The sequence below is a fragment of the Ruegeria sp. BF7 genome (genome assembly GCF_056538605.1).
In genome coordinates this window covers 19,389-33,110 of the sequence record NZ_JBQFTM010000018.1, presented here as the reverse complement: position 1 = coordinate 33,110, position 13,722 = coordinate 19,389, and the positions used below count along the sequence as shown (strand labels likewise).

13 protein-coding genes are annotated in these 13,722 nt (G+C 58.7%); 4 read left to right on the top strand and 9 right to left on the bottom strand.

What is annotated here, in order from left to right; translation table 11 throughout:
* Nucleotides 1-272: 272 nt before the first annotated feature.
* Genes ccoP through ccoN form a run of 4 tightly spaced genes read right to left on the bottom strand, consistent with a single transcriptional unit; the run spans nucleotide 273 to nucleotide 3,680 of the window.
* Nucleotides 273-1,136 carry a cytochrome-c oxidase, cbb3-type subunit III gene (ccoP, locus tag ACR0IK_RS21555; RefSeq protein ID WP_480595514.1) on the bottom strand — a complete coding sequence of 288 codons (864 nt, stop codon included), beginning with the start codon at nucleotides 1,134-1,136 and terminating at the stop codon, nucleotides 273-275.
* Nucleotides 1,133-1,318: a cbb3-type cytochrome c oxidase subunit 3 gene (locus ACR0IK_RS21550; RefSeq protein ID WP_170328812.1), complete on the bottom strand. Its 186-nt coding sequence runs from the start codon at nucleotides 1,316-1,318 to the stop codon at nucleotides 1,133-1,135. Before ACR0IK_RS21550 ends, ccoP begins: the two co-directional genes overlap by 4 nt.
* Before the next feature lie 10 nt (nucleotides 1,319-1,328).
* Nucleotides 1,329-2,057 (bottom strand): cytochrome-c oxidase, cbb3-type subunit II, encoded by a 729-nt coding sequence (gene ccoO, locus ACR0IK_RS21545; RefSeq protein ID WP_480595513.1) that lies wholly within the window; start codon nucleotides 2,055-2,057, stop codon nucleotides 1,329-1,331.
* Nucleotides 2,058-2,072: 15 nt separating this feature from the next.
* Entirely contained in the window at nucleotides 2,073-3,680 is a 1,608-nt protein-coding gene (ccoN, locus tag ACR0IK_RS21540) for a cytochrome-c oxidase, cbb3-type subunit I (RefSeq protein ID WP_480643206.1), read from the bottom strand.
* A gap of 194 nt (nucleotides 3,681-3,874) precedes the next feature.
* On the opposite strand from ccoN, the gene ACR0IK_RS21535 reads away from it, so the two are divergent.
* On the top strand, nucleotides 3,875-4,714 hold the full coding sequence (locus ACR0IK_RS21535) for a universal stress protein (RefSeq protein WP_480595511.1): 840 nt from the start codon (nucleotides 3,875-3,877) through the stop codon (nucleotides 4,712-4,714).
* A 42-nt stretch (nucleotides 4,715-4,756) separates the two neighbouring features.
* Here ACR0IK_RS21535 and ACR0IK_RS21530 read toward each other — a convergent pair whose 3' ends face one another.
* Nucleotides 4,757-5,008: a GlsB/YeaQ/YmgE family stress response membrane protein gene (locus ACR0IK_RS21530; protein ID WP_480595510.1), complete on the bottom strand. Its 252-nt coding sequence runs from the start codon at nucleotides 5,006-5,008 to the stop codon at nucleotides 4,757-4,759.
* 74 nt (nucleotides 5,009-5,082) lie between these two features.
* On the bottom strand, nucleotides 5,083-5,826 hold the full coding sequence (fnrL, locus tag ACR0IK_RS21525; protein ID WP_480595509.1) for a transcriptional regulator FnrL: 744 nt from the start codon (nucleotides 5,824-5,826) through the stop codon (nucleotides 5,083-5,085).
* A 61-nt stretch (nucleotides 5,827-5,887) separates the two neighbouring features.
* On the opposite strand from fnrL, the gene hemN reads away from it, so the two are divergent.
* The 3 genes from hemN (at nucleotide 5,888) to ACR0IK_RS21510 (ending at nucleotide 9,923) form a co-directional block, all read left to right on the top strand.
* Nucleotides 5,888-7,243 (top strand): oxygen-independent coproporphyrinogen III oxidase, encoded by a 1,356-nt coding sequence (gene hemN / locus ACR0IK_RS21520; RefSeq protein ID WP_480643205.1) that lies wholly within the window; start codon nucleotides 5,888-5,890, stop codon nucleotides 7,241-7,243.
* 175 nt (nucleotides 7,244-7,418) lie between these two features.
* Nucleotides 7,419-9,350 (top strand): elongation factor G, encoded by a 1,932-nt coding sequence (locus ACR0IK_RS21515; protein ID WP_480643204.1) that lies wholly within the window; start codon nucleotides 7,419-7,421, stop codon nucleotides 9,348-9,350.
* A 93-nt stretch (nucleotides 9,351-9,443) separates the two neighbouring features.
* Nucleotides 9,444-9,923, top strand: coding sequence for a DUF995 domain-containing protein (locus ACR0IK_RS21510; protein ID WP_480643203.1), 480 nt, complete (start codon nucleotides 9,444-9,446; stop codon nucleotides 9,921-9,923).
* Between the two features lie 28 nt (nucleotides 9,924-9,951).
* Here the strand turns inward: ACR0IK_RS21510 and ACR0IK_RS21505 are convergent, their stop codons facing one another.
* Genes ACR0IK_RS21505 through ACR0IK_RS21495 form a run of 3 tightly spaced genes read right to left on the bottom strand, consistent with a single transcriptional unit; the run spans nucleotide 9,952 to nucleotide 13,718 of the window.
* On the bottom strand, nucleotides 9,952-11,529 hold the full coding sequence (locus ACR0IK_RS21505; RefSeq protein WP_480643202.1) for an ABC transporter ATP-binding protein: 1,578 nt from the start codon (nucleotides 11,527-11,529) through the stop codon (nucleotides 9,952-9,954).
* Entirely contained in the window at nucleotides 11,526-12,632 is a 1,107-nt protein-coding gene (locus ACR0IK_RS21500) for an ABC transporter permease (RefSeq protein ID WP_480643200.1), read from the bottom strand. Before ACR0IK_RS21500 ends, ACR0IK_RS21505 begins: the two co-directional genes overlap by 4 nt.
* On the bottom strand, nucleotides 12,633-13,718 hold the full coding sequence (locus ACR0IK_RS21495) for a microcin C ABC transporter permease YejB (RefSeq protein ID WP_480643199.1): 1,086 nt from the start codon (nucleotides 13,716-13,718) through the stop codon (nucleotides 12,633-12,635).
* Nucleotides 13,719-13,722 lie beyond the last annotated feature (4 nt).

The window sequence follows — 13,722 nt, the reverse complement described above, 5'->3', positions numbered from 1 at the left end:
CTGTCTATTCTTGCCAGAACTTTCATGGTCGCCACCCAAACCGAGCCGCGCGACGAACCGCCAAAGCCAAAGTGGCTTTCTGATGATCACTGGTGGAAGAAAAGCTTGCGCGTCACAGGTTCGTGCTCCAAGTAATAGGTGCACTGGACCGGTACATTTTGGATTACTGGTCTGGAAATGTAGCACCGGCTGTTCAGGAAACGCGCGAACAGATGGAACAGCCGGTGCCTCAACCTTCGGGCGGCGAACCGTCCGAAGGTATTCTTTAAACCTTACTGACCACCACCAAGCTGGTGGACGTAAGCCGAGACAGCGCGAATCTGCGCGTCGGTCAGACGGTTTTCCCAAGCAGGCATCACACCAAAACGGCTGTAGGTGACCGTTTCGGTCAGAGCCTCTTCACTGCCGCCATAGAGCCAGATCGCGTCGGTCAGGTTCGGCGCGCCCTGGAAGACATCGCCTTTGCCGTCTTCGCCGTGGCAAGCCGCACAGTTGTCTTCGAAGACAACCTTGCCCGCCTGCGCCGCCGCATCGTCGGTCTGCGCATTGGTCAGCGACATGACATACTGAACCACCTGAGTGATTTCGTCTTGTTCAAGCATTTCGCCAAAGGCCGGCATCTCGGAATAGCGCGCATCATCGCTTTCCTCGTTCCGAATACCGTGGGCAATGGTGAACTCGATGTCCTCGAGCGTACCGCCCCACAGCCAGGCATCGTCCAGCAGGTTCGGGAAGCCAGTGGCACCCTGTGCCCCCGAGCCGTGACACTGCGCACACCAGGTGCGGAACACAGCACCACCCGAGTTCACCGCGTATTGCTGCAACTCAGCGTCAGCCGAGATCTGCTCTAACGGCGTTTCGACCAGCTTGGCATTCCACGGTGCGTTGGCCTCTTCGAACGCCACCATATCCTCTTGCACGATTTCACGTGTGGACCAGCCCAGAACACCTGCAGTCGCCGAATGGACCAACGGCCAAGCCGGATACATGATCGTGTAGATCACGCCCCAGATGATGGTGGCGTAGAAGGTCCACAGCCACCATCGCGGCATTGGATTGTCGAATTCTTCGATGCCGTCCCAGGTATGTCCGGTTGTATTTGGATCGCCCGGCAGTTTTTCAGATGGTTTGCTCATTGCCGCGCCTCCTCGGATGTGGCCGGTTTGTCTTGATGCCGGAACGGGATGTTGGCGGTGTCCTTGTATTCCTTGCTGGCGCCAGGGCGGAAAACCCAGATGACGATGCCAACAAAGAAGGCAAACAAAAGCAACAGCATCCAGCTATCCGCGAATTGCCGTAAGAGAGTATATTCTTCCATCACACCCTCCTTAGCGGCTCGCGTCTGGGGTAAAGGTCGAAAAGTCGACCAGCGTACCCAGCATCTGCAGGTAAGCGACCAGCGCATCCGCTTCGGTCAGTTCGGGCTGACCGTCGAAGTTGCGAACGCTGACCTTGTCGCCATAGCGTTCCAGCAGCCCGTCATAGTCGCTGTCCGGATCAGCCTGCGCACGGAAGTCCGCCTGGGCGTTGGCCAGCATCTCTTCGGTATACGGCGTGCCCACTACGGCGTTCGCCGCCATTACATCACCGATATACTTGCCGTCGATCTTGCGGTGCTCGAGGAAGCCGTATTTCGGCATCACCGATTCCGGCACAACCGACTGCGGATCACGCAGGTGGTCCACATGCCACTGGTCCGAATAACGGCCACCCACGCGTGCCAGATCAGGCCCGGTACGTTTGGAGCCCCACTGGAACGGGTGGTCGTACATCGACTCGGCCGCCAGCGAGTAGTGACCATAGCGTTCGACCTCGTCCCGCATCGGGCGGATCATCTGGCTGTGGCAGACATAGCAGCCTTCACGGATGTAGATCTCACGGCCCGCCATTTCGAGAGGGGTGTAAGGGCGCATGCCCTCCACCTTCTCGATGGTGTTCTCAAGATAGAACAGCGGGGTGATCTGCACCAGGCCACCGATGGTTACGACCAGAAAGCTGAAGATCAGCAGGAGGGTCGCGTTGGTCTCGAGGATCTTATGTTTGTCGAGAATTGCCATAGCTACCGGCCCTCCTTATTCAGCCGGGACCGCGACGGTCAGGCTGGCCTCTTTGGCCGGCGCTTTCCGCACAGTCATCCACAGGTTGTAGCACATGATCACAGCACCAGCGACGAACAGGACGCCACCCAGAGCACGCACCACATACATCGGGAACTTGGCCGCCACGGTGTCGGCGAACGAGTTCACCAGGAAGCCGTTGGCATCCACTTCGCGCCACATCAGGCCTTCCATGATACCGGTCACCCACATCGACGCGGCGTAGAGCACGATGCCGATGGTGGCGAGCCAGAAGTGCCAGCTGACCATCTGCAGCGAATACAGACGTTCACGCTTCCACAGGACGGGCACGAGGAAGTACAGCGCACCAAAGGTGATCATTCCGTTCCAGCCAAGCGCGCCCGAGTGCACGTGGCCAATGGTCCAGTCGGTGTAGTGGCTGAGCGAGTTCACAGCGCGGATCGACATCATCGGACCTTCAAAGGTGGACATGCCGTAGAAGCCGACCGAGATCACCATCATCCGGATCACCGGGTCCGTGCGCAGCTTGTCCCAGGCGCCCGACAGGGTCATCAGACCGTTGATCATACCACCCCAGGACGGCATCCACAGCACAATCGAGAACACCATACCCAGCGTCGAAGCCCAGTCAGGCAGCGCGGTATAGTGCAGGTGGTGCGGACCAGCCCAGATATACAGGAAGATCAGCGCCCAGAAGTGGATGATCGACAGTTTGTACGAAAATACCGGACGTTCAGCCTGTTTCGGGATGAAATAGTACATCATGCCCAGAAAGCCTGCAGTCAGGAAGAAGCCCACAGCGTTGTGGCCGTACCACCACTGGATCATGGCGTCCTGTACGCCCGACCAGACGATGACCGATTTCGAACCCCAGATGCTGACCGGGATGGTCATGTTGTTGACCAGGTGCAGCATCGCTACGGTGACGATGAAGGCCAGGTAGAACCAGTTGGCCACGTAGATGTGCGGCTCTTTCCGCTTGACCACGGTGCCAAGGAAAACGGCCAGGTAGGCCACCCAGACGATGGTCAGCCACAGGTCAACATACCATTCAGGCTCAGCGTATTCTTTCGATTGGGTACCGCCCAGCACATAGCCCGTTGCGGCCAGCACGATGAACAGCTGGTAGCCCCAGAACACAAACCACGCCAGATTACCGCCCCACAGGCGCGCGGCACTGGTGCGCTGCACGACATAGAACGAAGTCGCGATCAGCGCGTTGCCGCCAAATGCGAAAATAACCGCCGAGGTGTGCAGCGGGCGAAGACGCCCAAAGTTCAGATAGCCCTGGGCCCATTCGAAGTTGAGCACCGGAAAGGCCAGCTGGAACGCAATAAAGGTTCCCGCCAGGAACCCGACTACGCCCCAGAAGGCGGTTGCGATCACGCCGAAGCGGACGACTCCATCCATGTATTCGCCCGAGCGATCCACGAGAATATCTGGCTCATCGGTATTTCTGAGCGTCCAGATGAACAAACCAACGGCGATCACCATCACCAGAATTGCGTGCACCTGATACGCCAAATCGCGTGCATAATTGGTTCCGATCGCAGCGAATATCGCGATCAGACCAAGCACGATCAGCTTGATGTAATTTGACATATTGCGTCCCTTTGCCATGCCCCGCGCGATTCTATCTGTGTCGCAGGGCTTATTTGACTGGCTGCTGTTTTGTCCGACAGAGGCCAGAACTGCTTTGATCTGTGTCAAGACAATAGCCTGATTTCTGTGACAATCGTATTCTGGCGGCTGGGTCATCAGGACGCAGTCAGACGCTTTGCAGGCACGAGGTCAAAATGGCTTACAAATCTCTTCTCACCGTCATGACGGACACAAGCCAAAGCGATCCGGCTCTGGCCCAAATGGCGGCGCTGGCATCCGCACAGGACGCGCATATCGAAGCGCTCTGCCTCGGTGTCGACCGCAGCCAGACCGGCTATTACTACGCCGGTGCTAACGCCTTGATTCTTCAGGAAACGCTAAATCGTGCCAATGCCGAAGCCGAGGAAATCCTGTCCTACGCCAAAACCTATCTGGGCAAGACCGACACCCGCTGGTCCGCCGAAAGCGGTGTAGCGCAGATATCGGACATCGGCCGCCATGTCGCACATCGTGCGCGATTCTCCGACCTCGTCATCCTGCCACAACCTTATGGAGAGGATCGCGGCGCCGAGGCCGAACCCATCGTCGAAGCCGCTATGTTCGAGGGTCACGCGCCGGTTTTGATCGCACCGCAGGGCGCCACTCCCTTTGCACGACCCGGCACGATCCTGATCGGATGGAACGAAAGCGTCGAGGCCATGCGTGCCATTCGCCGCGCCCTGCCGTTCTTGGTCGCAGCCGATCTGGTGCGCATCGTCGTCATCGATCCGCCACGCCACGGCCCCGACCGGTCTGACCCTGGCGGTTTGCTGTCACAGATGCTGGCCCGCCATGGCGTGAAATGCGAGATTGACGTGCTAAGCAAGACCATGACCCGCGTGTCGGATATCCTGAACCGGCACGCTGCGGACACCGAAGCGGACATGATCGTCATGGGCGCTTACGGCCACTCTCGGTTCCGTGAAGCCATTCTGGGTGGTGCGACCCGGAACATGCTGGAACAATCCTCGGTGCCGGTTTTCTTGGCCCATTGAGGTAAAGGTGATCACAATAGCCGTCCCTCGGGGGCGGTTTTCCTATCGCTTCACCAGCCCGATCAGGAACAGCAGGATCACTGCCCCGACCGTGGCGAAGAAGATCGATGAGAACACTCCACCGCCCACGGCAAATCCGAGCGCCGGGAAGATCAATCCTGCAAGAAACGCGCCGACGATGCCAACAATGATGTTGCCGATCAAACCAAAGCCACGGCCTTCCATGATCTTGCCCGACAGCCACCCGGCGATTGCGCCGATGAACAGCATCGCCAGAATGCTACTGAATCCCATGGTTCACTCCTGAAGATCGCTTCACCCGGACCCAGTAAAGCACGGTGTGCAGCCTCAGTCACGCCGCAAGCGTGTCAGACCAGAAAACCACCATCCGAGTCGTCTCCCGCCTCTTCCATCAGGCGCCCCATATCCGGGATCGTGACATGGCGCTTGCCTTCCAGCAGAATGACCTGTTCCTTTTTCAGGGCCGAGATCTGACGGCTGACTGTTTCCAGCGTCAGGCCTAGATAATCCGCCATCGCCTCGCGGGTCAGGGGCAGGTCGAACACGATCGGGCCGGCATTGCCCTTCTGGTGGATCGAGGCGTCGCGGCGGGCGATGATCGAAAGCAGGCTGGCGATCTTTTCGCGCGCGGTCTTGCGCCCCAGCACCAGCATCCATTCGCGCGCCGCGTCCAGTTCGTCGAGCGTCATCTGCAACAGACGATGCGCGATATGCGGCGTTTTGCTCATCAGGTCTTCGAACGGCTTTTTGCGAAAGCAGCACATGACCAGATCAGTTGTCGCCAGCACGTCATAGGGCGCAGAATCACGCCCCGGCCGACCGACGAAGTCGCTGGGCAGCAATAGGCCGACCATTTGCGTGCGCCCGTCTTCCATTGTCTGTGTCAACGATGCGATACCCGACACGACAGAGCCGACAAAGTTCATCTGATCCCCGGACCAAATAATCGTCTGCCCCGCTTCAAAACTGCGGTAATACTTAATACCTTCAAGCTCTTCCAGCTCATTCGCATCGCAGTGCGCGCACACTGCGCGATGCCGGATAGGGCAGTCTCCACAGTTCGTATGGTCGATCTTGAATATCGGTGTCATGCGCGTTTCCACTTGATCTCGGTCAAAGCATCTGGCCGGGTCGTCCCTTAAACGTATCGCCATGATAGTGAAACCACAATTGGCAAAGCTTGGACTATTTGACGCGAAAGTCCCGCGTTACACAAGCTACCCCACTGCTCCCCATTTCAGCAATGATGTGGGGGCAAGTCTTTATGGTGACTGGATTTCCGGCCTCAAGCCCGGCAGTTCCGTATCGCTGTATATCCACGTCCCATTCTGCCGCAGGCTGTGCTGGTTCTGCGCCTGCCGCACGCAGGGCACGCAGACAGACAACCCGGTCATCGCTTACGTGGATGTACTGAAGGCCGAGCTGGACCTGCTGGCCGAGCGCCTGCCCGAAGGTGTCACCCTGTCGCGCCTGCATTGGGGCGGTGGTACGCCGACCCTGCTGAACCCGGATCTGATGCGCGATCTGGCAGCGCGGATTCTGGAGGTTGTGCCGCTGGGGCCGAACGCCGAATTCTCGGTTGAGATCGATCCGAACGAGATCGACGAAGGCCGTCTGGACGCGCTGGCCGAGGCTGGCATGAACCGCGCCTCGATCGGGGTTCAGGATTTCGACGATGAGATTCAAAAGACCATCGGGCGTATACAAAGCTATGACACCACCCGCGAAGCCGTGGACATGATCCGCGCGCGCGGGATCAACAGCCTTAATGCCGACATCCTGTATGGCCTGCCGCATCAGACCAAGAACCGGATGACGGAAAGCGTGCAGAAACTGCTGTCGCTCAGCCCGGATCGGGTGGCGCTGTACGGTTACGCCCACGTACCGTGGATGGCCAAGCGGCAACAGCTGATCCCGTCCGATGCCCTGCCCACCCCCGAAGAGCGGCTGGACCTGTTCGACACCGCCCGCCGCCTGTTCATGTGGGACAACTACGCAGAGATTGGCATTGACCACTTTGCCACGCAGGACGATGGTCTGACCCATGCGCTGAAAGCCGGGCGGCTCAAGCGGAACTTCCAGGGCTATACCGACGACCAGGCCGAAGTTCTGATCGGTGTCGGCGCCAGCTCGATCTCGCGTTTCCCGCAAGGCTATGCGCAGAACGCACCCGCGACCTCCGCCCATACCAAGGCAATCCGCGAGGGGCGCTTCTCAACTTCGCGCGGGCACCTGTTCAAAGGGCAGGACATCCTGCGTGCCCGGTTGATCGAAGCGTTGATGTGCGATTTCCAGATCGACAGCGCCGAGATTCTGCGCGACCACAATATCTCCGCTGCCGAACTGCAAAGCATGTATCAAGACGCCAACAGCGCCTTTGACGGGTTGTTGCGCATCACCGAGGACGGGTTGTTCATCCCGCCCGAGGCGCGTCCGCTGACCCGCATGATCGCGCGCAGTTTCGACGCCTATGATCTAAGTAAAGCCGGCCACAGCTCAGCAATCTGACCCGCCAAGAGGTCAGGACTTGACGCGACGGGTCGGTTTTTCACACACTTGCAGGGCGGGCGACATCTCGCCCGCACCTGAGGCAGGCCGAGTAACAGACAATAGCGCCGACGCATTCGCGTAAGGCTTTCCTTTTCGTGCAGTTGATCTGCAATTTGAAAGAGGGACAGCACCTATGCGCGTTTTCACCGTCCTCGGCCCCAGCCAATCGGGCAAAACCACCCTGGTCGAGGCTATAAGCCGCCTCGACGACCGGCCCACCACATTCGACGTATCCGGAACCGTGCATTTGCACGGTTTTTCTTACTTGAACGAGCCCTGGTGCGCCATCGACGTAGATGGCGGCGGCGACAATCTGGCCTATGTCGGCCCGGCCATGGCAATCTCGGACGCCGCCGTAGTGGTCGTACCGCCCGACCCGAACGCCGCCGTCCTATGCGCCCCGTACCTGCGGCTCGTTGAAGAGGCGGGAATCCCCTGTTTCCTGTTCATCAACCGCATGGACAATCCAAATGGACGCATCCGCGACATCATTGCGGCGCTTCAGACCTATTGTACCCAGCACATCGCCCTGCGACAGGTGCCGATACGCGAAGGCGACACGATCATCGGCGCGGTCGACCTGATCTCGGAACGGGCTTGGAAGTACCAGGAAGGGCAACCCTCGGCCCTGATCGAACTGCCGCAATCGGTCGAAGACCGCGAGCAGGAGGCCCGCACCGAGTTGCTGGAAACCCTGTCAGATTTCGATGACCACCTGTTGGAGCAACTGATCGAGGACAAGCAACCCCCCAGCGCCGAGGTCTATGACCTGGCCGCGCAGGTGCTGCAAAACCATCAACTGATCCCGGCCTGCCTGGGCGCGGCCAGCCATGGTAACGGCCTGACCCGCCTGATGAAGGCGCTGCGGCATGAGGCACCCGAATTCGATATCGCTGCCGACCGTGACGAAGCAGCCGAGAATGCCCGTGCCATTGCCGGGTTTGCTGATGTGAAAAAGCATATCGGCAAGATCGTCGTGCTGCGCGGGCTCGGCGATGGCGTAAAAGCGCATGAGAATCTAGGCGGTGAGACCGTGGGGAACCTGACCACGCTTGACGCCAAAACCCAGATATCCGATCTGCCCGCCGGGCAAATAGGGCTGGCGGTAAAATCCGACCACCTGAACCCCGGCAATCTCTATGACAGTACCGAAGCGACGCCTTTGCCGGAATGGGCGTCGTCCCATCCCATCGCCTTCCGTCAAATCGTGTCCCCCGCGCATGAACGCGATGACGTGAGACTGTCGAACGCATTGAACCGTCTGGTCGAGATCGACCCGGGCCTGCATCTGGATCAGGATGAACTAAGCGGCCATGCAGTATTGGGCTCGCAGGGTCCACAGCACATGCGGCGCGTCACCGCCAAGCTGGCCGAGGATTTCGGTATCGAGATCGCGGCCGAGCAGGTTGAAACCGCCTATCGCGAAACCATCCGCGCGCCCGTCGAACATCGCCACCGCCATCGCAAGCAATCCGGTGGCGCGGGGCAGTTTGCCGACGTGGTGATCTCGGTCGCTCCGATGCCGCGGGGTGCGGGCTTCCAGTTCGAGGAGATCGTCAAGGGCGGCGCGGTGCCCAAGAACTATATCCCCTCGGTCGAGCACGGCGCCAAGGACGCGCTGGCACAAGGCCCCGAGGGTTTCCCGGTGGTCGATGTGAAAGTCACGCTCAGCGACGGCAAGCACCACAATGTGGACAGTTCGGATTACGCCTTCCGCACAGCTGGCAAAAACGCCGTTCGTGAGGCCCTGCCGCAAGCCAAACCGGTGGTCCTGCAACCGATCCTAAACGCCGAAATTCACCTACCCTCGGATTTCGTCGGCGATCTGGTTCCGACCATCAGTTCGCTGCAGGGTCAGGTTTTGGGATTTGAAGGTAACCCCAACGCCTCGGGCTGGGAGATTTTCAACGCTCAACTGCCCGCCGTGGCCGAGGATGAACTGCACCGCACTCTCGCCAGCGCCACACGCGGCACTGGCTGGGTCAAGCTGAGCTTTGATCACTACGAGGAGTTGCGTGGACCAGTGCCGAAATCTGCATCGCGCGAAACGGCAAACGCACACTGACATTTCCAGAATTCCTCTGATCGGCACGCCGGTCAGAGGGCCTCCGGGATCACGTCCCTTTTTTTAAGAACGAGTTAGAAAGGAGTCTTTGTTATGGGGTATGCAAAATCCGTCCTGAGCACAGCTGCCGTAGTTTCCTTGGTACTACTTGCCGGTGAAAGCCTTGCGAAAGGGAAACCCAAGGGTGCATTGGCAACTGATCCCCAGCAAATTGCACAGTTATTTTCCGGCAAAACGTCAAACTGGAGCCGTGGCAGCAAGTTTTATTGGGCTCCCAACGGTGTCATGCACGGCGTCGGCAAGAGTGGAGACTCCATCGGTATCGGTAAATGGTACGTCACCAACAAAGGAAAACTGTGCAACGAAACAACTTGGTATTGGCCTGAGAACGGTCAAACAAAGTCAGAATTGTACAATGAGTGCTGGGAGTTCGTGACAGCACCAGACGGAACCATTTGGGAACGTTACCTTCCTGAGAAATCAGATTGGTATAAGCACAAGTACGAAAAACAGGTCAAGGGCGACACCCAAAAGAGCAAATTCAACAAGATCAAAAAAGATTTGGGGCTTTGATCTCTGGCCGGGCGGGTCACTGGCCGCCCTACCCCGCCGCTGCGATCAGTTCGCGGGTATAATCGGTCTGGGCGTTTTCGAACAAATCCTCAGCCGTTCCCATTTCGACCACATCACCGTTCCGCATGACGATCACACTGTGGGACATGGCGCGGACGACCTTCAGGTCATGGCTGATGAACAGATAGGCCAGACCGTATTTCCGCTGAAGGTCGCGCAGCAGGTCAACAATCTGCACCTGCACCGTCATGTCCAGCGCGCTGGTCGGTTCGTCCAACACCAGCAATTTGGGCCGCAGCACCATTGCCCGCGCGATGGCGATGCGCTGGCGTTGCCCTCCTGAGAACTCATGCGGGTAGCGGTCCATCGCCGCTGGGTCGAGCCCCACTTCTGTCATCACCTCAGTGACCAACTCACGCGGGGCACGGTGCGGGTCGACTTTGTGGATCGCCAACCCTTCGGCAATGATCTGCTGGCAGGTCATCCGCGGACTGAGGCTGCCGAACGGGTCCTGAAACACGATCTGCATGTCCTTGCGCAGCCGCCGCAGCTGACGCGTGGACCAGCGGCGCACGTCCTGGTCCCGGAAGGTAATCCCGCCCTCGGATGCGATCAGCCGCATGATGGCCAACGCCAGCGTTGTCTTGCCCGAGCCGCTTTCACCGACAATCCCAAGCGTTTCACCTGCACGAACGCTCAGCGTCGCATCGTTGACAGCTTTCACATACCCGACCGTGCGCTTCAGAAATCCGCGCTGAATCGGGAACCAGACCTTCAGGTGGTCAGTCCGGGCAACTTCTTCTGCCTCTGGCGCGACCGGGTCAGGATGGCCCGAGGGCTCGGCCCCAAGCAGCTTACGCGTATAGGAGTGTTGCGGGTTGTCGAAAATCTCGGCAGTAGCGCCGGTTTCTACGATCTTGCCGTCCTTCATCACGCAGACCCGGTCAGCGATGCGCCGCACAATACCAAGGTCATGGGTGATGAACAGCATCCCCATGTTCTCGGATTTCTGGAGCTCGGCCAGCAGTTCGAGGATCTGCGCCTGAATGGTCACATCCAGCGCGGTTGTGGGTTCATCCGCGATCAGAATGTCGGGCTTGTTGGCCAAGGCCATGGCAATCATGACCCGTTGCCGCTGCCCACCCGACAGCTGATGCGGATAACTGTCCAGCCGCTCGCGCGGATCACGTATACCGACCTTGGTCAGCAGTTCCACAATTCGCTCGCGCGCCGCGTCACCGGTCAAACCCTGGTGCAGAGCCAGCGACTCGGCCATTTGCTTCTGGATCGTGTGCAGCGGGTTGAGCGAGGTCATCGGTTCCTGAAAGATAAAACTGATGTCGTTGCCGCGCACATTCATCAGCTTGTCTTGCGAGGCACCGATCATCTCGTCGCCATCGTATTTCACTGATCCCTCGACAATGGCGCTGTCGCCCAGCAACGAGACGGTGGACAGGGCGGTGACGGATTTACCCGAGCCGGATTCGCCCACCAGAGCCACTGTCTCCCCCCGATCAACGGTGAAGGACACACCCTTGACCGCCGCGCTGATTTGTCCGTCCTGCCGGAACGAGACCTTGAGGTTGTTCACTTCCAGCAGGCTCATGAGAAGGTCTTTCTGGGATCAAACGCATCGCGGACGCCTTCGAAAATGAAGACCAGAAGCGACAGCATGATGGCAAAGGTGAAAAAGGCGGTGAAGGCCAGCCACGGCGCCTGCAGGTTCTGTTTCGCCTGAAGCGTCAGTTCCCCCAGCGACGGGGCCGAAGATGGCAGGCCGAAGCCCAGGAAATCCAGCGAGGCCAGGCCGCCAATGGTACCCGTCACGATGAACGGCATAAAGGTCAGTGTGGCCACCATCGCGTTGGGCAGCATGTGCCGGAACATGATCGTCATGTTGCCCACGCCCAGCGCCCGCGCGGCGCGCACGTATTCCAGGTTCCGCGCCCGCAGGAACTCGGCCCGCACCACACCCACCAGACCGGTCCAGCCAAACAGGATCATCAGCGCCACCAACAGCCAGAAACTGCGCCCCAGAATGGCGAACATGATGATGATCACGTAAAGCGATGGTGTGGCCGACCAGATTTCGATGATCCGCTGGAACACCAGATCCAGCCAGCCGCCAAAGAACCCCTGAATGGCGCCCGCGAAGATGCCGATCATACTGGCCACACCCGTGACGACGAGGGTGAACAAAATGGACAGGCGGAAGCCGTAGATCACCCGCGCCAGCACGTCCCGCTTGGTGTCATCCGTGCCCAGCAGATTCTGCCCATTGGGTGGCAGAGGCGCAGCACCGGGGCGATCCACGCTCGTGCTGTAGGAATAGGGGATCAGAGGCCAGATGGACCAGCCACGTTCGAACCCATCCGCCTGGAATGTGCCTGCATTGATGTCATCGATGATCCCTTCGGGATCGTCGAAACACGATTCCAGCCCGCCGCTGTCGATCAGGCATTGTACCTCGGGGTCGCGATAGATCGCTTCCGTCTGGAAATCACCGCCGAACTCGGTCTCGGGGTAGAAGTTAAAGATCGGCGTATAGAACTCACCCCGGTATTTGACCAGGATCGGTTTGTCATTGGCGATAAACTCGGCAAACAGCGACAAGCCGAACAGAACCGAAAAGATGATCAGCGACCAGAACGCCCGACCATTGCGCCGGAAATTGCGCCAGCGGCGCTGGTTGAGGGGGGACAATGCCATTTACCCCTCCCGCTTTTCGAAATCGATACGCGGGTCGACCAGCACATACATCAGGTCGCTGATTATGCCGACGACAAGGCTCATCAGGCCAAAGATGAACAGCGTTCCGAAGATCACCGGATAATCCCGCGCAACGGCGGCTTCAAAACCCAGACGGCCCAGACCGTCCAGCGAAAAAATGGTCTCGATGATGATCGAGCCACTGAAGAACACACCGATAAACACCGCCGGAAAGCCCGCAATCACGATCAGCATGGCATTGCGGAAAACATGGCCGTACAGCACCTTGCCCTCGCTCAGGCCCTTGGCGCGGGCGGTCATGACGTACTGTTTCTTGATCTCGTCCAAAAACGAGTTCTTGGTCAGCAGGGTCAGCGTCGCAAAAGCAGAGATTGTCAGGGCAATCACCGGCAAGGTGATGTGCCAGAAATAGTCGGCAATTTTGCCAAACAGACTGAAGTTGTCCCAATTGTCCGAGGTCAGCCCCCGCAGCGGGAAAATCTGCCAGTAAGAGCCGCCGGCGAACAGCACCAGCAGCAGAATGGCAAACAGGAAGCCGGGGATCGCATAGGCCACGATGATGGTGCCACTGGTCCAGGTGTCAAAGCGTGACCCGTCCTTGACCGCCTTACGGATACCCAGCGGAATCGACACCAGATAAGCGATTAGCGTCGACCACAACCCCAGCGAAATCGACACCGGCATCTTTTCCAGCACCAGATCAATCACGCTGATCGAGCGGAAATAGCTCTGCCCAAAATCCAGCGTCATATAGTTGCCCATCATTGTGAGAAACCGCTCGACCGGGGGTTTGTCGAAGCCAAATTCCTTTTCCAGTTCTTCGATGAACTCCTTCGGCAAACCTCGGGCGCCGATATATTCGCTGTCCGAACCAAAGGTCTCTTCGGCCGGCGCACCTTCGCCCCCGGCAAAACCTGCGAACACGTCACCTTCGCCCTGCATTTGAGCCAGTATCTGCTCGATCGGGCCACCCGGCACAAATTGCACCAGGGTGAAGTTCACAATCATGATTCCAAGTAGCGTCGGTATGACCAGCAAAAGCCGGCGAAGAATATACGCGCCCAAATCG